This window comes from Methanosarcina sediminis (assembly GCF_052056915.1).
Lineage (GTDB): Archaea > Halobacteriota > Methanosarcinia > Methanosarcinales > Methanosarcinaceae > MTP4.
Genome location: NZ_CP195119.1, coordinates 3,218,057 through 3,237,751, shown reverse-complemented (window position 1 = coordinate 3,237,751; position 19,695 = coordinate 3,218,057). Strand labels below are relative to the sequence as shown.

Annotated in this window: 26 protein-coding genes; all 26 read right to left on the bottom strand. The window is 49.5% G+C overall.

Annotation, left to right across the window (positions count from 1 at the left end):
- Positions 1–18 precede the first annotated feature (18 nt).
- Positions 19–477, bottom strand: coding sequence for a 50S ribosomal protein L19e (locus tag ACSAZK_RS14110; RefSeq protein WP_440954716.1), 459 nt, complete (start codon positions 475–477; stop codon positions 19–21).
- 2 nt (positions 478–479) lie between these two features.
- Positions 480–920 (bottom strand): 50S ribosomal protein L32e, encoded by a 441-nt coding sequence (locus ACSAZK_RS14105; RefSeq protein ID WP_440957029.1) that lies wholly within the window; start codon positions 918–920, stop codon positions 480–482.
- Positions 921–931: 11 nt separating this feature from the next.
- A complete protein-coding gene (locus ACSAZK_RS14100; protein WP_440954715.1) occupies positions 932–1,462 on the bottom strand; it encodes a 50S ribosomal protein L6 in 531 nt (176 codons plus the stop codon).
- An 18-nt stretch (positions 1,463–1,480) separates the two neighbouring features.
- Positions 1,481–1,873 (bottom strand): 30S ribosomal protein S8, encoded by a 393-nt coding sequence (locus ACSAZK_RS14095; protein ID WP_440954714.1) that lies wholly within the window; start codon positions 1,871–1,873, stop codon positions 1,481–1,483.
- 11 nt (positions 1,874–1,884) lie between these two features.
- Positions 1,885–2,037, bottom strand: coding sequence for a 30S ribosomal protein S14 (locus ACSAZK_RS14090; protein WP_048180385.1), 153 nt, complete (start codon positions 2,035–2,037; stop codon positions 1,885–1,887).
- Position 2,038: 1 nt separating this feature from the next.
- The gene (locus tag ACSAZK_RS14085; protein ID WP_440957028.1) at positions 2,039–2,536 is read right to left on the bottom strand and encodes a 50S ribosomal protein L5; all 498 of its coding nucleotides are present in this window, start codon (positions 2,534–2,536) and stop codon (positions 2,039–2,041) included.
- A gap of 4 nt (positions 2,537–2,540) precedes the next feature.
- Entirely contained in the window at positions 2,541–3,248 is a 708-nt protein-coding gene (locus tag ACSAZK_RS14080; RefSeq protein ID WP_440954713.1) for a 30S ribosomal protein S4e, read from the bottom strand.
- Positions 3,249–3,261: 13 nt separating this feature from the next.
- Positions 3,262–3,612: a 50S ribosomal protein L24 gene (gene rplX, locus ACSAZK_RS14075; protein WP_440954712.1), complete on the bottom strand. Its 351-nt coding sequence runs from the start codon at positions 3,610–3,612 to the stop codon at positions 3,262–3,264.
- A gap of 10 nt (positions 3,613–3,622) precedes the next feature.
- A complete protein-coding gene (gene rpl14p, locus ACSAZK_RS14070; protein WP_048180395.1) occupies positions 3,623–4,021 on the bottom strand; it encodes a 50S ribosomal protein L14 in 399 nt (132 codons plus the stop codon).
- The gene (locus ACSAZK_RS14065; protein WP_440954711.1) at positions 4,018–4,347 is read right to left on the bottom strand and encodes a 30S ribosomal protein S17; all 330 of its coding nucleotides are present in this window, start codon (positions 4,345–4,347) and stop codon (positions 4,018–4,020) included. Before ACSAZK_RS14065 ends, rpl14p begins: the two co-directional genes overlap by 4 nt.
- A 4-nt stretch (positions 4,348–4,351) precedes the next feature.
- The gene (gene rnp1 / locus ACSAZK_RS14060; protein ID WP_440954710.1) at positions 4,352–4,684 is read right to left on the bottom strand and encodes a ribonuclease P protein component 1; all 333 of its coding nucleotides are present in this window, start codon (positions 4,682–4,684) and stop codon (positions 4,352–4,354) included.
- Positions 4,674–4,877, bottom strand: coding sequence for a 50S ribosomal protein L29 (gene rpmC, locus ACSAZK_RS14055; protein ID WP_440954709.1), 204 nt, complete (start codon positions 4,875–4,877; stop codon positions 4,674–4,676). The genes rnp1 and rpmC overlap by 11 nt, the downstream gene beginning before the upstream one ends.
- Positions 4,877–5,830: a 30S ribosomal protein S3 gene (locus ACSAZK_RS14050; protein ID WP_440954708.1), complete on the bottom strand. Its 954-nt coding sequence runs from the start codon at positions 5,828–5,830 to the stop codon at positions 4,877–4,879. Before ACSAZK_RS14050 ends, rpmC begins: the two co-directional genes overlap by 1 nt.
- Positions 5,831–6,286 (bottom strand): 50S ribosomal protein L22, encoded by a 456-nt coding sequence (locus ACSAZK_RS14045; protein WP_048180407.1) that lies wholly within the window; start codon positions 6,284–6,286, stop codon positions 5,831–5,833. It lies immediately after the preceding gene.
- Between the two features lie 11 nt (positions 6,287–6,297).
- Positions 6,298–6,708 (bottom strand): 30S ribosomal protein S19, encoded by a 411-nt coding sequence (locus ACSAZK_RS14040; RefSeq protein ID WP_440954707.1) that lies wholly within the window; start codon positions 6,706–6,708, stop codon positions 6,298–6,300.
- A gap of 16 nt (positions 6,709–6,724) precedes the next feature.
- Positions 6,725–7,441 (bottom strand): 50S ribosomal protein L2, encoded by a 717-nt coding sequence (locus ACSAZK_RS14035; protein WP_440954706.1) that lies wholly within the window; start codon positions 7,439–7,441, stop codon positions 6,725–6,727.
- Positions 7,442–7,451: 10 nt separating this feature from the next.
- Positions 7,452–7,700, bottom strand: a complete 249-nt coding sequence (locus ACSAZK_RS14030) for a 50S ribosomal protein L23 (protein WP_048180416.1) — start codon at positions 7,698–7,700, stop codon at positions 7,452–7,454.
- A complete protein-coding gene (gene rpl4p / locus ACSAZK_RS14025) occupies positions 7,697–8,458 on the bottom strand; it encodes a 50S ribosomal protein L4 (RefSeq protein ID WP_440954705.1) in 762 nt (253 codons plus the stop codon). The genes ACSAZK_RS14030 and rpl4p overlap by 4 nt, the downstream gene beginning before the upstream one ends.
- Positions 8,459–8,464: 6 nt before the next feature.
- Positions 8,465–9,478, bottom strand: a complete 1,014-nt coding sequence (rpl3p, locus tag ACSAZK_RS14020; protein WP_440954704.1) for a 50S ribosomal protein L3 — start codon at positions 9,476–9,478, stop codon at positions 8,465–8,467.
- Between the two features lie 1,064 nt (positions 9,479–10,542).
- Positions 10,543–10,806 carry a hypothetical protein gene (locus ACSAZK_RS14015; protein WP_440954703.1) on the bottom strand — a complete coding sequence of 88 codons (264 nt, stop codon included), beginning with the start codon at positions 10,804–10,806 and terminating at the stop codon, positions 10,543–10,545.
- A 43-nt stretch (positions 10,807–10,849) separates the two neighbouring features.
- Positions 10,850–12,175 carry a PASTA domain-containing protein gene (locus ACSAZK_RS14010; RefSeq protein WP_440954702.1) on the bottom strand — a complete coding sequence of 442 codons (1,326 nt, stop codon included), beginning with the start codon at positions 12,173–12,175 and terminating at the stop codon, positions 10,850–10,852.
- Between the two features lie 21 nt (positions 12,176–12,196).
- Entirely contained in the window at positions 12,197–12,601 is a 405-nt protein-coding gene (locus ACSAZK_RS14005; protein WP_048180427.1) for a hypothetical protein, read from the bottom strand.
- 144 nt (positions 12,602–12,745) lie between these two features.
- Positions 12,746–13,360, bottom strand: a complete 615-nt coding sequence (locus ACSAZK_RS14000; RefSeq protein WP_048180430.1) for a hypothetical protein — start codon at positions 13,358–13,360, stop codon at positions 12,746–12,748.
- Positions 13,361–13,864: 504 nt separating this feature from the next.
- Positions 13,865–17,953 carry a PASTA domain-containing protein gene (locus tag ACSAZK_RS13995; RefSeq protein ID WP_440954701.1) on the bottom strand — a complete coding sequence of 1,363 codons (4,089 nt, stop codon included), beginning with the start codon at positions 17,951–17,953 and terminating at the stop codon, positions 13,865–13,867.
- 678 nt (positions 17,954–18,631) lie between these two features.
- Positions 18,632–18,787, bottom strand: coding sequence for a hypothetical protein (locus tag ACSAZK_RS13990; protein WP_440954700.1), 156 nt, complete (start codon positions 18,785–18,787; stop codon positions 18,632–18,634).
- A gap of 161 nt (positions 18,788–18,948) precedes the next feature.
- Positions 18,949–19,467: a PEF-CTERM sorting domain-containing protein gene (locus ACSAZK_RS13985; RefSeq protein WP_440954699.1), complete on the bottom strand. Its 519-nt coding sequence runs from the start codon at positions 19,465–19,467 to the stop codon at positions 18,949–18,951.
- Positions 19,468–19,695: the final 228 nt, after the last annotated feature.

Sequence of the window (19,695 nt, the reverse complement as noted above, 5' to 3'; positions counted from 1 at the left end):
ATAAGCCCCTCCTACTTCTTACTCTTCTTTAATTAACAATTTTTCGGACTCAAGGTGGGACTCAAGGTGGGCAACACTCCTGTATTCGCCGCCTTTTGCCTTCCTGTAGAGCCTGCAATACACAGACTTGTCGAGGGACTCGTCATCACGCAGTTCCTTAAGTCTTCTCCGAAGAGCCCGGATCTTTTTGACCCACTGCTCTTTTCTTGAGTTGCGAGCCCCTTTCTTACCCTTGCGCGAACCGTGCCCTTTGCGGTGCCCGTATTTGCGCTTTTCATCAACGGCTCTGGCTCTTCCACGGCTAACTCCTCTGATCGGCTTTGCTTTGATCGTGCCTTTCTCGATGAGCCCGCGGAGGTCTTCCCTTGTGATTGCAGAGGCGATCTCTTCGGAGGCTTCAGGGTCAAACCAGACCCTGTCAAGCCCACAGCCAAGAACCTTGGAAGCAAGTTTTCTCTGGTTGGAAAGATTTGACATCTTTACTCACCTCTGCCAGGGTTCAGCACCTTGATACTGAGTTCTTCGGCCTTTGCCAGAATCATGGCTTTCTTTTTCGAGCCGACCTTACTTGCAATTCTGATGGCCTCGTAAGAGGGATCAACAAGCTCGAGATCTGCTACGGTAGCAACCAGTACATCCGCATACCCGGAAGGGTGCAGGCCCTTTACAGCGGTAGGGCTTCCGAACCCTACCTGGGCAACGGCACCTTTTCCGAGGTATTTTCTGCGCTGCTTGCCCTGAAGACCTCTAGGGCGCCTCCAGTTAGAGTCAAGCCTCTTGAACTTGTGGCTGCAGGTCCTCTTAAACTGGGGTTTCTTCCCTTTCTGGACCTTCCTAACATTGAATAAACGCTTGGATTCAGGGTCCATATCCAGGGTGGAAACTGGAGTAACTTCATTTTCTTTGATTTCTTCTGCCATCATAACCACCTTCAGGCCTTATCAACAATGTAGATTCCATCCTGGAAAACCCTGGGATCGAACCGCTTGATCTTGGTAACCTGCTCGATGTTTGCGGCAGTCTGCCCGACATCTTCCTTGTTGATTCCGGAAACAATTACTTCGTTTCCACTAACCTTCACCTTGGTCTCGCCGAGGATCCTTGAAGTCCTGGGCTTCTTCTCTCCAAGGAAGTTGCCAACAACAAACTGGCTGCCTTCGACCTTGACCTGCATCGGAAAGTGAGAGTACACGATAGTCATCCTGTACTCAAAGCCCTCGGATACACCTTTAATCATATTTCTAATATGAGAGGAAAAGGTTCCTACCATGGCTCTTTCCATTCTCCTGGGAGATACAGCGTCCACGAGAAGTTCGCCGTCATTGATTTCAATATTAATCCCAGGATACCAGAGTCTTCTTTCAACGGACCCCTTCGGGCCCGTGGTGGTAAAGACATCCTGGGAGCGAGCTATTGTGACTCCCTCGGGAATGGCGATTCTTTTTGCGATTTCCTTTACCATCTTAAGATCCCTCCCCGATCAGTATACATAAGCCAGAAGCTGCCCGCCGATATTCTTCTCACGAGCATCGTGCTGGGACATAACCCCGTTTGAGGTGGTTACGATGAGCGCCCCGAAGTTCTTTGCCGGAAGGAACTGCTTTTCCCAGCGCTCAAAACTGTCAGTACCGACGGAATACCGCGGCTTGATTGCACCGCATTTGTTGATTTTCCCGGCAAGGGTTACATCATAAACCCCGGCCTTTCCGTCATCGACAAACTCAAACTCCCCGATGTAACCCAGGTCCTGCATGACCTTCAGCACATTGCCGATGGTCTTGGAAGCAGGCCTGACAACGCAGGAGCTCTTTCCAACGGCTTCCGCGTTCTTGATTGTGGAAAGGGCGTTTGCAAGAGGATCAAGTAATACCATGTTTCATCACCTCATGAATACTTCTCGAAGCCCATATCGTGGGCCATCTCCCTGAAACAGTGCCTGCAGAGGTAGATCCCGTACTTACGGACAAGGCCCTGCTTTCGGCCACACCGTTTGCACTCGTTTGCACCTCTTCCGAAAATCTTCTTGGTCTGTACCATATTACACGACCTCCACGCCATAACTTTCGTTCAGGAAAACAATCGCATCATCCACGGTAACCCTGTGGGATGTCGGAATCCTCCGCTTTACGATCCTTCTCTTGTTAATCCTTTCTCCCGGGCGCTTGAGCACAACGGTCACGTCCATTCCGAAAACCCCGATGTTCGGGTCATATCTCATCCCCGGAAAATCGGTGTGTTCCTCAATCCCGAAGGAAACGTTTCCGAGGGAATCGAACTGGTACCTGTTCAGGGTCTTCTCAACGATCTCGAAAGCAGTTTCAAGGAACCCCTGGGCATTCTGGGCCCTGAGAGTTACTTTACAGCCAATGGGCTCACTTTTCTTGATCCCGAAAGCAGGCAGGGTCTTTTTGGCATGACACCGCACGACTTCCTGACCGGTAATGCTCCTGAGGATGTTTTCGGCATCCACAAGGTGCTGCCCGCTTTCTCCTACGCCCATATGGACGATAACCTTCTCGACCATTGGAGTGCGCATGGGATTAGTCACTGATCTCACCACCGAGGCGGATCTCCGGCTTGTCCTCACCGATTACGATAACATAATCTTCAATGGTGTCAAAGTCCGTATCTCCGGAAATTGTAACCGTGTTGTGCCTGGAACTCTTGACTTCCCGGATATCCTTGATCGTTCCGATTTCCCCGGAGTGCTGGCCGCCTACAACCATTGCCAGGTTTCCAACCTTGTACTCCAGACGTTTTACGACCTGCTTGCCAGGAATGGACAGAATCAGAGAGTCCTTGGTCCTGTAATCATTAGACCCGAAGATGTTGGTCCCATCGCTGAGGTTAAGCTGCACCTGACCACCCTTGATGGTAGTCTTGTTGTCGATTCTGCACAGCTTGTTTACAGTAGTCTCGCTCAGTTTGTGGAGGATAAGGCGTCCCTTTTCGTCCTGAACAACCCTATATGCCTCGTTCATGAGCGGGATTGAAATAACATCAAAGAGCCCTACCGGAAACTTAAGTTCCTTTCTGGGGATCCCGTCCACCAGGATCTTGCCTTCAGCAAGAATCCTTTTTCCTTCCTTGCGGTTATCCGCAAGCTTAAGTACGTCCCGGATGATGACTCCAAGAGGAAGACTGCGTGCCTTGCTGTGGGGTCCCGGGCGGGTGGCGGTAACCCACTTGTTGGCTTTCTTTCCAACCTTCCAGCTTTTTGGAATGGATAATCTTTTCTGGTGTGTCACAAAATCACCTGCCTCACTTCTTTATGCTCGATGCTCTCCGCGGATCGTCCATTTCCAGCTTCGTGATCAGTACGTTGGAGGGATAGATCGGCCTTGAGACTTCGGTACCATCCACCTTTGTGGAAATGACGCCGTCCACTGAAATCGTTCCATCCTTCAGGGATACGGACTGGACTTTTCCTTCCTTTCCTTTGAAATCCCCGCGCATGACTTTCACGGTATCGCCGGTGACGACTGCGGCACTCCTTGTGCCATACTGTTTTGTAAGTTCATCGCTGAGCCTTGCACCCATAAAACTATGCCTCTTGTGGAGAGGGGCATTGTACCTTGACTTTCTCTGCTTTCTTGGCAGTTTTGAAACCATCCTCACCACCTCAGACAATTATGGATGCGGTTGTCCCGATTTTCGGGAACCTTTCAGCTGCTTCCCTGGCAACCGGACCCTTGATGTCGGTCCCTTTCGGGATCCCGCTTTCGTCCGTGATCACCATGGCGTTGTCCTCGAAAGAAACGTGCAGACCGTCAGGCCGACGGAACTCCTGCTTCTGGCGGATCACCACGGCAAGGAGGATTTGCCTCCTCATTTCGGGTGTGCCTTTCTTCACGGACACAACGCACATGTCTCCGATTCCTGCACAGGGCATCCTGTTCTTGACTCCGCGGTATTTCTTGACAGATATGATCTCAACAACCTTGGCCCCGGTGTTGTCCACACAGGGAACTTTGGCCCCGGCATTCAGGGCTCTCGGGATGTTTGAGCGAATCCCTCTCATTGGGGGACCTCCGCTTTGACGACCACAAATGATTTTGTCTTGCTGATTGGCCTGCATTCCGCAATAGTGACGATGTCACCAATTTTTGCACCAATGCAAGGCGGGTTGTGTGCGTGAATCTTCGAGCGTCTCTTTTCGTATCTCTGGTATTTCGGCACCATTTTCATATGCTGCCTTTCAATAACTACCGTATTGTCCATCTTGCTGCTGACCACGGTTCCTACAAGGATCTGGCCTCGAACCGGGAGTGTTCCGTGGAAGGGACAGTATAAATCGTCACATTCCTCTGATGGCGCCGGTATGTTTAATCCAATGTCTCTTGCCATGAGTTTAGCCCCATTTGCGTAACTTCTTAATGTTCTTGATCCGATTTTCGGGTTGTGAGAGCAACAGGTTTCCCTGAATTTTGACGAATAGATCGGATCTGCGGCCTTTTTCTGAGAGCTCGGCAGGGATCCGGAAGATAAATTCCGAATCCGCCTTTGGGATATTCAGTTCCCGGGACTTCGAATCTTCCACGATAAGCATATTTTTCGTTTCGTCAATTACCCGTCCCCGGGTTCCTATCATTGCTAGATTAGTGGAATGAATTACCTTAACTTCAAGCCCTATCAATTCGTGATAGGGAAGAGTAGAAGGCAGTATTTCCACTTCAGATTTCATTTAACTCATGCTGGATAGTCTTTATCCGGGCAATCGTCCTTCTGATTTCCCCGATCCTGCCCGGGTTATCCGGGGCTCCGCCGGCAGAGGTAAGAGCGCGTTCCCTGACCAGTTCATTGTTAAGATTTTCCAGCTCGTCAGCCCTTTCTTCGACTGTCATGGTCCGGATGTCTTTGGTCCTTAGAATTGCCATTATTCCTTAGCCTCCTTGTGCACACGTGCCATCGGATGCCAGTAGTCATAGCTTGCATGCTTGTGCTGCCAGACCCCGTTGACCTGCCTGCGGACCTCGTCCGAACCTTCAACGTAAATGAGTTCGCTTTCCTCACCCTCTTCGCCCTCTGCGGGCATCTCAGGCTTGGCTTCCTCAGTTTCGACTGCTTCGGGTTCGGTTGCTTCGGGTTCGGCTGCCTCTTCAACAACTTCCGGTTCTGCAACTTCAGCTGCTTCTTCAACAACCTTTTCGACTTTTGCGGGAGCTGCTTCGGCTTTCACAGACACTTCTTCTTTTTCAGCCGCTTTCACTTCAGGAGCTTCCTCAGGGACTTCGCTTGATTCTTTGACCCTGTAAGAGTCAGGAAGCACAACATCCGGATGGATGATCCGGACCTTGCAACCCAGGGTCCCGAGTTTCTTGACTGCCACTGCAAAGCCTTCGTCCACCAGCTCATCGGCGGGTTTTCCGGAGTGTTTAACGTAGCCGTCAACGAACTTTTCGACTCTTGACCTTGAACCTGTGAGCTTACCGGAGATCACGACTTCGCAGCCGAGGGCTCCTGCGCCCATAACAGCCCTGATGGTGTTGTGTCCGGCTTTGCGGAAGTACCAGCCTCTCTCGATGGAAGATGCAAGCCGGGATGCCATCATCTGGGCATTCAGTTCCGGCCTCTTGACTTCCTGGGCATCGATCTGCGGGTTTTCCAGATTGTACTTGATCCCGACATCCCGGGTAAGTTTCCGGATAACCTTTCCGGCCTTCCCAATTACCATCCCCGGCTTTTCGGAGTAGATAACGATCTGGGTACCCATGGGGGTCCGGTTCAGCTCCATGCCACCGTATCCGGCCCTGCTGAGCTGTTTAGCGAAATACTCATCCATGGAGGCCTTAACATACCCATCATTGACGAACTTTTTCTCAACTGCCATTTAGCGCACCTCGGAAAGAACCATCTCAATATTTACAGTATCTGTGTTTTTGGGAGTGGCCCGGCCCCGGGCTCTCGGAATGATCCCGTGGATCACCCTGCCGCGCTGCACGACCGTGTGGGCAATGTACATCTGACTGGGTTCAAGGCCTTTGTATTCGGCGTTGCTCTCTGCGTTCTTGAGAATCTTTAAGAACTCTTTGGAAGCATTGACCGGATACCTGCCTGCTGCCATAGGCCCTTTCCTGTGTCCGGCTCCATCATGGTGCCTTTTAAAGGGTACGGCCTGCTTCAGGGCGATGACATCCTCGAGGAACTTTCTTGCCTCGACGGTTTTCATGCCCTTGATCTTGCAACAGATTTCTCGGGATTTCTTAGGAGAAATGTGAAGTTCGGAGCCCATTGCCTTGGAGGTCTTTTCAGGGTCCATCTCGACTGAATAATTAATTTTTGCCATTCCCTTTCACCTCACTTCAGCGGAACGAACCTGCTTGAACGGGTTGCACCGACACCTGCACTGCCGTGGGAAACCCTTGGCCGGGTGGGTGCGAACTCTCCGAAGCGGTGTCCGACCATTTCAGGCTGGAACTCCACACTTACGAATGTTTTTCCGTTGTAGATTTCGACCGTCTTGCCGATCATTTCCGGGAAGATGATCATGTTCCTGTAGTGAGTCTTGACATTCTTTCCTTCCTTGAACTCGTGCAAGACCTTCTTCTGCCCGTCGGTAAACCCGCGCTTAATGCTCCGGCGTTCCCTGGAGGGGAGAAGCTCTGCAAACTCTTCAACGCTCAGCTTCTGAAGTTCTGCAATGGTCTTGCCGCGATAAGTGTACTCACCCTTTCTTTTCGGTAACCTTGATGCTGCTTTTCTTGCCATAATGAATACCCCTTGTTCAGCGCTTCTTTCCGGTCCTTCTTGCTGCAATCAACCCGACCTTTTGTCCAGGCGGGGCGTTTCTGCTCACAGTGGTCGGTCTAGTCGGATGCTTACGGTTACCCCCACCAAACGGGTGGTCAACCGGGTTCATGGCAACTCCAGATACCCTGGGATATTTTGCAGCTCTTGTCTTCATCTTGTGGTACTTTTTCCCTGCCTTGAGCCAGGGCCTGTCCACCCTGCCGCCGCCGGCAACAATTCCGATAGTTGCCCGGCATTTGGGGTTCAGCCACTTGATGTTTCCGGAGGGCAGTGACACAGCTGTCCTGGTTTCTTCGTGGGTTACAACCGTTGCGTACACTCCAGAGGAACGGACGAACTTGCCTCCGTCGTTAGGTTTGGATTCAATGTTGCAGACGAGGAAACCTTCCGGCACGTTTCCGATGGAAACGATGTTACCGGGTTTGATCTCGACGTCGTCTCCGCAGAGAACCTTTGTCCCGATGGAAATGCCTTCTGAAGCCAGAAGGAAGAGTTCTTCCCCGTTTTCAAAGGCTACTTTTGCGATGGGAGCGGAACGGGCAGGGTCGTGTTCGATCCCGATTACTTCCCCTCCGAGGGTGGTGTTTTCATCCACGCGGGGGTGCCTCAGCTCTGCTTTGAATTTATGAGAAGGAGCTCTGTAGGTCGGAGTGCCTCTACCCCTGTTCTGTGATATAAGCCGTTTACCCATACATCACACCTCAAATAAGTCCTATTCGGGTAGCAATCTCGTGGGCCGCTTCGGTCCCCTCAAAGGTCAGGATTGCTTTTTTCATACCCTTCATGGTGGTCATGGTCCGCACGGAATTTACTTTGAACCCGTACAGCTTTTCAACTTCCTCTCTGATCTGGTACTTGTTTGACCTTGTGTCCACGATAAACTGGAGCTTGTTATCGTCCAGCAACATCATCGCTTTTTCTGTGACAAAAGGATATTTGACGGAATTCATTGGAATGCGCCCTCCAGTTTTTGAATTGCGGATTCAGTCCAGATCGTAAGGCGCCCTGCATGCGTACCGGGTGCGAGCGTTTCGGCGTTCAGTGCATCCACTGTGACGGCGTCCACTCCAGAGAGATTTCTTGCTGCCTTGAGGATAGGGGCATTTTCCCCTGCTACGATCAGGAGGCTCTTTTTGTGCTTGTACTTCCTGCCTCTGAGCTTCCCGCGGCCTGCCCGGATGTGTTTTCCGTTCTTTGCCCTGAGAACATCTCCGTAGACGCCTGCAGCTTCAAGGAAATCTATAACCTGCTTTGTCTTTTCAAGGCTTTCAAGAGCGCTGTCCGCAACGATCGGAAGTTCGGCCTCGTAAATGTGGCCTCTCAGGCTCACAAGGGTCGGGTCCCGGGTTGCTGCGATTGCAGAGCGGATTGCATAGCGACGTTCCTTGGTGTTGACCTTCTCTGTCCTGTCGGCTTCGGGTTTTGGTGGGTGTGCCCTTCTTCCGCCCTTTGCCTGCGGGACTCTTGCAGCCCTGCTGCCGTTGGTAAGCCTCGGGATCTGCGCGACGCCTCGTCCGGACCCCCAGGACCTTGCAGAAGTGTCCATACCTGAGTAGAGACGGGGGCCGTAGGGTTGAAGCCTGTTTGCCTGTGCTGCGAGCACTGCCTTCTTGATCAGGTCAGGACGGTAGTCCACATCGAACACGGCAGGGAGTTCAACTTCCCTGACAACGTTACCTGAAAGATCTATGGTTTTTGCTGTAGCCATATTACATCACCCCTGCTTGGACTCCCTGCTAATGTGGAGAATCTGAGGTTCACCGAGGCCGGTTTTCTTTGCCCTGACCGGGTCTCTTAACCTGATCAGCCTCTTGGAAGGCCCGGGCACGCTGCCCTTGATAAGCACATAGTCCCCACGGACCAGCCCGTAGTTAATGAAACCGCCTTCGGGAGTTACTTCCTCGCCGTCGGCCCCGATCTTCAGGATGCGCTTGTTGAACTCGGTCCTCTGGTGGTAACCCATCTGACCCATCTGCGGCACACGCCAGGAGACGCGGGACGGATTGAAAGGTCCGAGGGTCCCGACCTGCCGGAGACTGCCCTGACGGGAGTGCTTGCCCTTCTGCAACTGGATACCCCAGCGCTTTACAGGGCCCTGAGTCCCCTTTCCGGTTGTAATCGCAGCCGTATCAATGATGGTCCCGTTCCGGAACACGTCGGTAACGCTTACAAGAGTGCCCAGAATGGACTTTCCGAACTCGAACTTGGTGGGAAGGTCCTTTGCGGCGATTCCCGTTTCCATGACGTCCGGCTTCTTTTTAGGGACACCGGTCAGGCTCTTCGGAAGAGTGTAGGTGATTGCCCTGATATCGGAAACCTTGCCTTCTTCAATCAGCTTGCTGATTTTTTCGAGGGAATCATCGGTGTTTCCCGTATCAGGCATTGGCATCCGCCTTTCAAGTTCAGGGTCAAGTTCCGCAGCCCAGGCTTCCGCAATTGCGATTTCACCAAAGCTATCATTCCCGTAAGCCCTAATGGCGGCTACCCTGATTGCAGGAGTTTCGACAACAGTGACCGGAACGGAGATCTCCATGCCTTCAGTCAAACTGTTCTTTACGTCATCAACCATGATAACGTGGGTCATACCCACCTTGTAGCCGGCAAAGCCCTGCAGCCTTGGTTCACCTGTGGCTTCCGGCCATGACCTGAACCTTGGGATGTGGCTCTTGGCCCTTTTACGTGGGCTGAATGCGAGAGAACCTCGATTTGGTCGGTGTACATTTGCCATATTTCTACTCCGTTATGTTTTAATAGAAATACCAGTCCCTCCGGTCGGCACAACCTGAGTGACAAAATCATAAGTCCCGGATTATTTCCGAACGCTGTCAGAGGATTATTTTCCAGACCTGCCTGGCCAGAAAGCCTCGAGCAGGCCAGAGCTATACGCCCTTTGGCACCTTATCCCTTCAGGCATCTGATAGTTCCAATTCCCCTCCTGCCAGCTACTTCAGAAGGCAGCATTGATGGGAGAACTGTATATAATTCCCTGACAAACCCAAATCCAGGTGATTTGAGCCCTGAATTGAAACATTTCAGTCTCTACTAAACGCGACTCACCGAAAACATAAACATTTTCGTGCGATTTTGGGCGCCATTAAGGCGCCAAAAGCGGGCGTTTCAAAGCATTGGCCCTTTGACACTCATGTTGATCCGACGTTTCTCACTGGATTATCTTCACTGCCGAGCACCCGCCATAATCAACAGCAGGTGACTCGTATCCCCCGGACGTATCCGGGATGTAAGTGTTAAAGCATCACATTGATCAGTTAAACACTGATTTCAAGCACCCGAAGTGCCTGAAACATCACATGTCGGATGTACTTTGCCCTTAGATATCACATCTTGTATATAAAACCTTTGCAGAAAAAGAATAGATAAGGAAAAATAATCAGCAACCATCGTGACAAACAGAAAATAATTTTCAACCCGGTTGGAAAGATGACAAGGCCGGGAGACGGCAGGCCCGGATCGAACTTGATCAGAAGAAATAGAACACGAGAATTCAATCACATGCAGCCACAAACAACTATAATTCAGCCGAAAGAAGTCAGCCAGAAAAATCGACCATATTGAATAGACCGGAACAAATGTGATTCAAGCAGAATGATTCGAGTAGAATGATTCGAGCAGAACGCAGCATAGTATTATATAAGGCCACATATTGCGCGAAAAAGTACATAAGTGGAATTGATGCCTGAATATGGGATGCAGCATAGTATTATATAGGACCACGTTTTGCAGGAAAAAAATACAAAAGAAAAGAAAAGGAAAAACAGGACCCTTCGGAAAAGCTTAGGAGTCCGGCTGTTCCTCTCTGGAAACCCTTTTTGTGATTTTACGGATTTTTCTACCCCTGAAATTGACCCCGCCTACAAGTGCCACACCTTTCTTTTTCTTTATTGCCCCGGCAAAGTCACTATCAAAGCTTGCAATGATGATCCTGCCGGCAACCATTTCGATCCGCCCACCTACCCCGACAACCATTTTCAGGACCTCCTGGATCTGAGGCTGGCTAGCGTTATCAGAAATTCTGATCATATGGGATTCTACTGACATGGGTGAAAACCTGGGGTCAATGTTTTTCGAAACTCAGCAATTTTCAGCGGCTTATCCTGCGGGTTACGCTGGATACCCGAAGATTCGGGTCAGGCCTCTCTTTCGAAACCGAAAGGTCGACAGGAATTCGCGGGTTGGCGATAGACCCGGCCCTGGGACTCTGGTTGAGCACTGTTCCGGGAGAAATCCTGGAAACGATCTCCGAAACCTTGCCGATGTTTACCCCTTCCTTTTTCAGGATTTCAGCAGCTTTTTCAAAAGGCATGCCGGTAACCCGGGGGACTCTTTTGACCTCGGTTTTCGGAGCTGGCGAAACCTTAGCAGGAGCTTCGGTTGAAACCTTAGTTGGGGTCTCGGCGGGAACTTTCAGAGGAGTTATCTGAGGCCGCTTCAGCCTGTCAGACAGGACGCCCTCTGTCTCCTCTTTTTTCATTTCGGTCGAGACCATCAGAAAGATTTTGGCATCCACTTCGGCTTCCGAGCCAGGTTTCAGGCTCTGGGCAAGGATAATCCCGGGTTTTGTATCCGAGGGCTGCTCCCTGACCCCGCCGAGCTTAAGCCCGAACTTATCCAGGACCTGCTTTGCGCTTTCAAGCTCAAGCCCTAGCAGGTTCGGGACTTTCAGAGAAGAGATTCGGGAGATAATGAGGTCCACTGCAGCCCCGGGTTCGGCCAGGGATCCACCGGAAGGAATCTGGGCTATGACCGCACCCTCCGGGGCACTGCTGTCCTTTTCCAGGATATCCCCGGGTTTGAAACCTGCTTCAAGGAGTTTGCCTTCGGCAACTTCTTTTGAGAGACCTGCAAGGTCCGGGACTTCCCCGTAAGAAGCTATGTCCGGTTTTTGGGGAAGCGCTTTTACGGAGAACTCTATGATGCTGAGGTTTTCCGGGCTGATGATGTCATCGGCTTTGGGCATCTGGAACCTCAGTTCTTCCCCCTCGAGGGCAAGATTGGTCTTCAGGGTCACGTTCATACTGCTGACACTGTACTTTGTCCCGGATGGCGCCTTTTTAAGCCCCCTGTCCATTTCTTCAAGTGAAGTTTTGAAAGTGCTCACGAGGTTTGTCGGCGATAAGGCAGGCCGGGTCTTCTGGAGCACCGAAATCCTTGATTCGAGTTCCAATTTCTCCCTGGAAAGTTTTGCCACCTGGATTGACAGGGCGTCTTTTTCCTGCGCCAGGAGAATTTTTTCCTTCAACAACCTTTCCGAACTTTCCTTATAGACCGAAGACGTCTTTTCCACGGATTCAAGCCCTGCCTCCAGCCCTTTGAGATTATTCAACATGACCGTATAACTGCGGTTATCAATTACCCCCTTCCTTCTAAATGTTTCCAGGTTGTTCCTGAGCTCCTTAATATTCTCCATTCCATTCCTCCTGAAAGGACCTTACTCCTCCCTGACCTTTGAAGAAGCCGGGATGGACACTATTTTAGCCTTGATGCAGCTCGAACCCTGCACATTGTAGCTATAAAGCGAGTTATACGAAGCATTAAGAGGCGCCGCATTCAGGACAGGCTTGTAGCCCCGGACCACATTTTTGGAGTCCCGTTCTTCCTCGAGCTTCACCGTAAGCGACATCTTAAGCTCAAGGTCAACTTCCGGGATGTGGTACCAGGGAGCCTGGACATCATACTCTTTCATTACCTCGTCAGCCTCGATTTCGAGCTGGGTCCTGATGGAGTTACGGTCAAGGGTCCACTGGGTCTCGGCTACGGAGCGCCCAACTTCCCCCAAAAGCTTTGATAGAGGAGTTATCAGTACTTCCTCGATCTCTTCCCCATTTTTAGCCAAATTAACAACTCCTTAGAACGATTATTGCAAAAAAGTGCGCAGGCACAGCCGGACCTCACCGGGCGGCCGTACCGTTGATGCCCCCAACCCTCCGGAAAGCCTTCAACAGCCCCCGGAGAGCCGGGAGAGTCGTACGGGCAGGGATCAGCTGGATCCGCCGCTTTCCTTAACCGTTACCTTGGGTATTGCCCTATCGGGGGCCGGAACGGGTTTCAGGGTTGTCCGAAGGAGGCTTGTGCCTTCTTCCTTGAAGGAATATTTGGAGTTGTACTTTGCATTGAACGTGGAAGTGTAAGCAACCGTCGTCGTGTTTTCAGCGCTCACCTTTGCCTTGCCGAAGAGGAGCCCTGCAAGCCCTCCGGACTTGTAGCTGCCCTTGATCTTTGACTGGTTCGTGAACTTGAATTCGCTTCCGTACTTGAGCTCAAGGGAGCGTTCCCTCATCATCGTGATTGCCATCTTCACTTCGATGACAGACTCGGTGAACTCATAGAAACGGGGTTCGAGCCCGTAAGTAAGCAGGGACATGGGGCTGTCGTTCGTGACAACATTCGTAGCAGTCACGTTCCCGTCTTCGTCCACGGTTTCCTCGACATACATCACAACACTGCCGGCATCCAGCTCGGTTGCCGCAAGCGCCTGTGCGACCTGCACGGAGTTCATGTCGAGTGCCATCTGCCCTTCCGCAATTGCAAGAGCCATCTCTTTAATCATATCCCCGAACGGGACATTCAGCAATTCCTGACCAACGCTAACCATTTTCTATTCCCCTTCATAATTAAAATTTAAAGGATGGTAATAAATAGCACTTTATTGCTTATAAAAACTTTGTTCAAAAAATGAGTTATAAAAATAAAAAATGATAATGTATGATAAATGCTTTTGGAGAAGTGGACTCAGAAGAAAATTGAGTGGGCCTGCATTCAAATGCGATTTTACTACACACATCCCAACTTATCCGGGAGACATTACGGAAAAAGACATGATAAATTGAGAGATGAAAACAAATCATATTTAAAAAATAAAATAACAGAAATTGAAATATGAAAATGAAAAAGATTTAAAATATAAAATAACAGAAATTGAAATATGAAAGCGGAAAATGAGTTGAAACCGGAAAATTCCTAAAAAAAGAAAAGGCAGGAACCCGACTGGATCAGGTTCCAGAGTCAGGGCAAAAAAACCCGGGAAAAGGATAATCCGGGAAAACCCCCGGGAAAAGGATAATCCGGAAAAAACGATTAAACCGGAGACAAAAACCTTTCAGCGCCTCAACCTGGCAAGCCGACGCAGAGTCAGTCTCGACCTCTTTTTAGAAACCACCAGATCAACGGGAAGCTCCGGGCCAGCGAAACATCCGTTTTTAGGGTTCTGGCTGAGCACCGTGCCCGGAGAAAACCGGGAAGCAGTTTCCAGAATATTTCCTACTTTTAACCCTTCCTGTTCCAGGACCTCTAACGCCTCGTCAAGGTGCATGTTGACCACCAGGGGAATCTCTTTGACTTCTGCCTTCGAAGATCCGGAGACTTCCGGTGAAACTTCCGGTTTCTGGACCGGAGAAGGTTCCGGCACAGGAGGCTGTTTGGAAACAACAAGGTCAACGGGAATTACCGGGTTGGCAATGCAGCCTGCTCTGGGGCCCTGGTGGAGCACCGTACCGGGAGAAGCCCTGGAAGAAATCTCAGAAATACTCCCAACTTTTATACCTTTCCCGGTTAGATTCTCAACTGCCCTTTCAAACGGAAGCCCGATGACTCGCGGGACCTTTTTGACCTCAATTTTTGGAGCTTTAGAAACAACAAGGTCAACAGGAATCACAGGGTTGGCAATGCAGCCGGATTTAGGGCTCTGGAAAAGAACCATACCGGGAGAAACTCTCGAAGAAATACGGGAAACCTTGCCGACATTTACACCCCCGGATCCCAGAGTAGCGACCGCCTCTTCAAAAGGCATACCGACGACACGAGGAACCTTTTTGACCTCCGGAACGACCTCTTTGGAAACAACAAGGTCAACCGGGATAACAGGATTAGCGATACAGCCGGCCCCTGGACCCTGGACAAGGACTATGCCCGGAGATACCCTCGAAGCAATTTCAGAAACCCTGCCGACATTTACTCCTTCGCGGTCCAGAACATCAACTGCCTCTTTAAACGGAAGCCCGAGAACCCGGGGAACTTTTTTAACTTCAATTATTGGAGCTTTGGAAACAACAAGGTCAACCGGGATAATAGGATTAGCGATACAGCCGGCTCCTGGACCCTGGACAAGGACTATGCCCGGAGATACCCTCGAAGCAATTTCAGAAATCCTGCCAACATTTACCCCTTCCATCTTCAGTGTCTCAATAGCCTTTGCAAAAGGCATATCGATGACACGAGGAACCCTTTTGACCTCCGGAATTACCTCTCTGGAGACAACAAGGTCAACCGGGATGATAGGGTTTGCAATGGTACCGGATTTAGGCCCCTGGAAAAGAACCATACCAGGGGAAGCCCTCGAAGCAATCCTGGAAACCTTGCCGATGTTTACCCCCTCGCGTTCCAAAATAGCAACCGCTTCTTCAAACGAAAGTCCGGTTACTCGAGGCACAGTTTTAAGCTCAAAAACCACAGCTTTTGAAACCACAAGATCAACGGGAATCAGAGAGTTGGCAATACAACCTGCCTTTGGGCCCTGGTGGAGCACCGTACCGGGAGTAATCCCGGAGAAAATCTCGGAAATATTCCCCACTCTAATGCCTTCCTCATTCAGAATCCCAACTGCCTTTTCAAAAGAAACACCGATAACCGGGGGAATTTTCATAACATCGGTTTTTGGACAATTCAGGGCTCCGGGACGCTGGATAATAGGAGGTTTCAACTTGGGCCGCTCTCCGGAGACCACAAGGTCAACAGGGATCAGAGGATTAGCAATGCAACCTGCCTTAAGGCTCTGGTGAAGCACCCTGCCCGGGGAAGCCCGGGAGATAATCGTGGAAATGTTTCCGACCTTTATGCCTTCCTGTTTCAGGACCTCAACGGCCTCTTCAGAAGGAAGCCCGAGAACCGGAGGAACGGTTATGGAATCCTTTTTACGGGATTTAAGAAATCCGGGGCGCTGGATTATAGGAGGTTTCAACTTGGGCCGTTCTCTGGAAACCACGAGATCAACAGGAACCAGGGAATTAGCAATACAACCTGCTTTTGGTCCCTGATGGAGTACCGTACCGGCAGAAATCCGGGAGAAAATCTCGGAAATTTTCCCTACTCTACTGCCTTCCTCATTCAGAATCCCAACTGCCTCTTCAAAAGAAACTCCGATAACCCGGGGAACTTTCCGGACAGCTTTTTGTGGGGGCTTTAGAGCTCCGGGACGCTGGATAATAGGGGGTTTCAACCGGGGCCTTTCCCTGGAGACAACCAGATCAACCGGAATCAACGGGTTGGCAATGCAGCCTGCTTTAGGGCTCTGGTGGAGCACCGTACCGGGAGAAATCCGGGAGACAAGCCTGGAAATATTCCCGACCTTTATGCCTTCCGCATTCAAGGTTTCAGAAGCATTTTCAAAAGTTAACCCGAGAATGAGAGGAACATTTTTGGCATCCGCTTTAGAGGATTTAAAAAATCCGGGACGCTGGATGATGGGAGGTTTCATTTTGGCCACAGGTTTAGAGGGAGAGGACGCAACCTGAGTTTCAGTTGAAACTTTAGCCGGAACATTGGAAACCTCGGAGGGAGTCTCGATGAAATCTTTAGTTACGGCATCTTTTGAGGGCGCAACCGGAGTTTCAGTTGAAACTTTAGCCGGAACATTGGAAACCTTGGAGGGAGTCTCGATGAGAACCCTGGTTGCGGCATCTGCGGCATCAGCTTCCAATCCCTCGGAAAGAACAGTCTCAGATGCACCTTTTTCCGGGGAAACCGAAACCACCAGGATGATTTTAGAATTCAATTCTACTTCGGAACCGGGTATGAGGCTCTGGGCAAAGATAAGCCCGGGTTTGCCTTCAGAGAGCTTTTCCCTGACCCCGCCGAGTTTAAGCCCGCACAGTTCTATGACCGTTTTTGCGATATCAAGCTCAAGCCCCAACAGGTCCGGGACCTTCGATGGAAGGAATTTGGCAATGATAAGATCAACTGCCGAACCCCGTTCTGCCAGTCCCCCGCTTGCCGGAAGCTGGGAAATGACCATATCCTGAGGAATGCTGCTGTTCTTTTCCAGAATTTCCCCTGGCTTGAAACCTGCTTTCAGCATTATACTTTCGGCTTCCTTCTTTGAGAGCCCGACAAGGTCCGGGACTTCCCTGTAAGAGGAAGAGGGAGAGGAAGAAGAAGAAGAAGAAGAAGAAGAAGAAGAAGAAGAAGAAGAAGAAGAAGCCGGTTTTTCAGGAACCGTTCCGAGGGAGAACTCGATAGTGCTGAGGTTTTCCGGAGGTATGATGTCATCGGCCTTTGGCATCTGGAACCTCAACTCTTTACCTTCGAAGGCAAGATTGGTCTTCAGGCTCACGTTCATGTTGCCGACGCTATACCCTGTCCCGGAGGGCGTCTTCTTAAGTTCCCGGTTAATTTCTTCAAGCGAAGTCCTGAAAGTGCTTACAAGGTTTACAGGTGTTAAGGCAGGCCTGGCTCTCTGGAGCACTAAAAGCCGGGACCGGAATTCAGAATTTTCCTGTGTAAGTTTTGCTGCCTGGGCTATAAGGGAAACATTTTCCTGCTCCAGAAGAAGTTTTTCCTGCTCCAGAAGGAGCTTTTCCTTAAGCAAGTTCAAAGAACTTTCCTTATGGCCCAGAGCCACCTTTTCCATGGATTCAAACTCGATCTCCAGCCTCTTCAGGTCTTTCGAAAGGTTTGAAACCCGGGACTCAAGAAATCCTTTGTCCTGATTCAAAAGAAGTTTATCGGCAAGCAATCCCTCGAAACGTTCTTTATGCTCCGAAGTTACCTTTCTCATGGATTCGAGCTCATTTTCCAGCGTTTTCAGGTTTTTGGAAAGATTTGAAACCTGGGATGCAAGAGCCTCTTTTTCCTGCTCCAGAAGAAGTTTATCTTTAAGCAGCCTCCCGGAACTATCTTTATGTTCCAGAACTACCTTTTCCATGGATTCGAGTTCATATTCCACTCTTCTCAGGTCTCTGGAAAGCTTTTCAACCTGGCTAGTGAGAGCTTCATTTTCCTGTTCCATGAGAAGTTTTTCATCAAGTAACTCCTCGAAACTGTCTTGATTATTGGGAGATGAATCCCCCTCCGATCCAAGCTTAGTCTCCAGCCCTTCCAGGTTATTCATGATAATAGCATAACTGCCACTGTCAATTGCTCCTATTCTATTGAAATTTTCCAGGTTATTCTTGAGTTCAACAATCTCCTCCATTTCATTCCTCCTGATAGACCGTTAATCCTCCCGGGCCTTTTTAGACGAAATAAGGATGGATTTTCCGGCCTTAATGTAACTCAAACCGCAAACACCGCAGCTGTACAGGGAACTATGAAGAAGCATTGAGAGGCGCCGCATAAATGAAAAGCTCCAAACACGAGACCCCCTTCAGGGCCACGCTCTTCCCCGAGCTTCATTGAAAACGACATCATAAGCCAGGACCGGTTTCCGGGATATGATATCAGGATACCGAAATACCCGGATACCATACCCCACCATTTCCTCACACGAGTCCATTTAGAGATGGAGCCGATAGAGTCCTGCAAAGAAAACTGCAGAATCCTGAGATATAGAGAACCCGGCTTCCCCCCAGAAGCCTTGAGAGAGGAGTGACTATCACTTCCTCAATTCCCCCCATATTAGCCACACTAACAGCACCCCAGAACGTTTATTGCGAGAGGTGCGTCAGTACAGCCTATTCCCATTATAATTAAATTTCAAATGACAATGAAGGATAGAACTTCATCATTTAAATAAACTTTGTTCAAAAATTTAGCATTTAAAATAAAAAATGAGGGAATTTTGTTGAAAAAAGTTACTAGAGTTGTCCCAGAAAAATTAGACCTGACGACTCTACAACATACGGAAACGCCCGCTGCACTAACTGCGTAAAGATCATACTGCCAGTGGAGAGAGAATCCCACCGTTTTTTATACGTCCCTGAGCTTTCGAAAGGCATTCGAGGGTACAGTAAACCGCCTTTTCTTCCGCACTTTTCAGGACAACAAATTCATTCCCACAAACAGGGCAAATCTTCCTTATATATTCCATTCAGATACCACCTTCTATTTTTCAGTATGTAGATGAGTTTTTATCAGGTACCAATGGCACTTTTTGTATTTTTGAGCACACACTAACCCCACGTTGATGAATAAAAAAACATCAATCACGAAAAAAGAAAAATTTGAAAAAAGAAGGATTCATGGAAGAACTTATAATCCCTCTTTCCTGCGCCCGAATATGAAGACAAGGCCGAGGATGGCTGCCACCGGCAGAGCGACGGTCGGGAATTCTGGGATATTTGACTTGACAAATACCTCAACTTCCTGAGGAGGCTCAGCACCGTCAGGACCTGTAGCATATATTGTTATAAGTCCATCAGTGGACCCTCTCACATATAAATCGCAATCATAATTAGCTACCCCTAGATTGATAGTCGAGGTGGAAGAACTGGTATAACTACCCCACGAGATAGAACCTCCATTTAGATTCTCAATACTTGCTTCTAGCGAATCTGTGTCTGTTTCGATCAAGAAGGCGTAATCACCCGCGACGCTAGTAGTAACCACCGTAGATAGTTTAGTAACAGTAATGCCATCTGGAGTGATATAAACATTAGGCACACCGTTTACATAGCTGCTTGGAGGGAAATCTATTCCTATAGCCATTGCTGGTCCGGCAAGAGAAAGTACAAGCAATCCACTTACCAATAATAATAATATTTTCTTCATTTGTAACAACCCCTATACCACACGGAGGAACCCCTCCGGTATGTTTTCAACTAAGTAGCTCTTTTATTACTCCATTTGAGTTTAATTAAATATAATTTCATTTAGACAGTCGTTTATGGGACAAATTGAGGGACATTTGACGGGAAATTTTAATGAAATTAAATTAATCCAGTTGTTTTTTAGTCACCGGGGAAAATAAAATATTGTAGATTTTGATCTGTAAAGATG

What these genes read in the sequence shown, in the direction of transcription:
- ACSAZK_RS14090 (WP_048180385.1), bottom strand. Translation starts at nt 2,037, where the DNA reads ATGGTACAGACCAAGAAGATTTTCGGAAGAGGTGCAAACGAGTGCAAA.
- rpmC (WP_440954709.1), bottom strand. Translation starts at nt 4,877, where the DNA reads ATGGCAATTCTAAGGACCAAAGACATCCGGACCATGACAGTCGAAGAA.
- ACSAZK_RS13990 (WP_440954700.1), bottom strand. Translation starts at nt 18,787, where the DNA reads ATGGAATATATAAGGAAGATTTGCCCTGTTTGTGGGAATGAATTTGTT.
- ACSAZK_RS14100 (WP_440954715.1), bottom strand. Translation starts at nt 1,462, where the DNA reads ATGGTAAAGGAAATCGCAAAAAGAATCGCCATTCCCGAGGGAGTCACA.
- ACSAZK_RS14030 (WP_048180416.1), bottom strand. Translation starts at nt 7,700, where the DNA reads ATGAATTCCGTCAAATATCCTTTTGTCACAGAAAAAGCGATGATGTTG.
- rpl14p (WP_048180395.1), bottom strand. Translation starts at nt 4,021, where the DNA reads ATGAGAGGGATTCGCTCAAACATCCCGAGAGCCCTGAATGCCGGGGCC.
- ACSAZK_RS14110 (WP_440954716.1), bottom strand. Translation starts at nt 477, where the DNA reads ATGTCAAATCTTTCCAACCAGAGAAAACTTGCTTCCAAGGTTCTTGGC.
- rplX (WP_440954712.1), bottom strand. Translation starts at nt 3,612, where the DNA reads ATGGTTTCAAAACTGCCAAGAAAGCAGAGAAAGTCAAGGTACAATGCC.
- ACSAZK_RS14010 (WP_440954702.1), bottom strand. Translation starts at nt 12,175, where the DNA reads ATGGAGAATATTAAGGAGCTCAGGAACAACCTGGAAACATTTAGAAGG.
- ACSAZK_RS14095 (WP_440954714.1), bottom strand. Translation starts at nt 1,873, where the DNA reads ATGGTATTACTTGATCCTCTTGCAAACGCCCTTTCCACAATCAAGAAC.
- ACSAZK_RS14050 (WP_440954708.1), bottom strand. Translation starts at nt 5,830, where the DNA reads ATGGCAGTTGAGAAAAAGTTCGTCAATGATGGGTATGTTAAGGCCTCC.
- rpl4p (WP_440954705.1), bottom strand. Translation starts at nt 8,458, where the DNA reads ATGGCTACAGCAAAAACCATAGATCTTTCAGGTAACGTTGTCAGGGAA.
- ACSAZK_RS13995 (WP_440954701.1), bottom strand. Translation starts at nt 17,953, where the DNA reads ATGGAGGAGATTGTTGAACTCAAGAATAACCTGGAAAATTTCAATAGA.
- rpl3p (WP_440954704.1), bottom strand. Translation starts at nt 9,478, where the DNA reads ATGGCAAATGTACACCGACCAAATCGAGGTTCTCTCGCATTCAGCCCA.
- ACSAZK_RS14040 (WP_440954707.1), bottom strand. Translation starts at nt 6,708, where the DNA reads ATGGCAAGAAAAGCAGCATCAAGGTTACCGAAAAGAAAGGGTGAGTAC.
- ACSAZK_RS13985 (WP_440954699.1), bottom strand. Translation starts at nt 19,467, where the DNA reads ATGAAGAAAATATTATTATTATTGGTAAGTGGATTGCTTGTACTTTCT.
- ACSAZK_RS14105 (WP_440957029.1), bottom strand. Translation starts at nt 920, where the DNA reads ATGGCAGAAGAAATCAAAGAAAATGAAGTTACTCCAGTTTCCACCCTG.
- ACSAZK_RS14035 (WP_440954706.1), bottom strand. Translation starts at nt 7,441, where the DNA reads ATGGGTAAACGGCTTATATCACAGAACAGGGGTAGAGGCACTCCGACC.
- ACSAZK_RS14085 (WP_440957028.1), bottom strand. Translation starts at nt 2,536, where the DNA reads ATGCGCACTCCAATGGTCGAGAAGGTTATCGTCCATATGGGCGTAGGA.
- ACSAZK_RS14045 (WP_048180407.1), bottom strand. Translation starts at nt 6,286, where the DNA reads ATGGCAAAAATTAATTATTCAGTCGAGATGGACCCTGAAAAGACCTCC.
- rnp1 (WP_440954710.1), bottom strand. Translation starts at nt 4,684, where the DNA reads ATGAAATCTGAAGTGGAAATACTGCCTTCTACTCTTCCCTATCACGAA.
- ACSAZK_RS14065 (WP_440954711.1), bottom strand. Translation starts at nt 4,347, where the DNA reads ATGGCAAGAGACATTGGATTAAACATACCGGCGCCATCAGAGGAATGT.
- ACSAZK_RS14000 (WP_048180430.1), bottom strand. Translation starts at nt 13,360, where the DNA reads ATGGTTAGCGTTGGTCAGGAATTGCTGAATGTCCCGTTCGGGGATATG.
- ACSAZK_RS14015 (WP_440954703.1), bottom strand. Translation starts at nt 10,806, where the DNA reads ATGTCAGTAGAATCCCATATGATCAGAATTTCTGATAACGCTAGCCAG.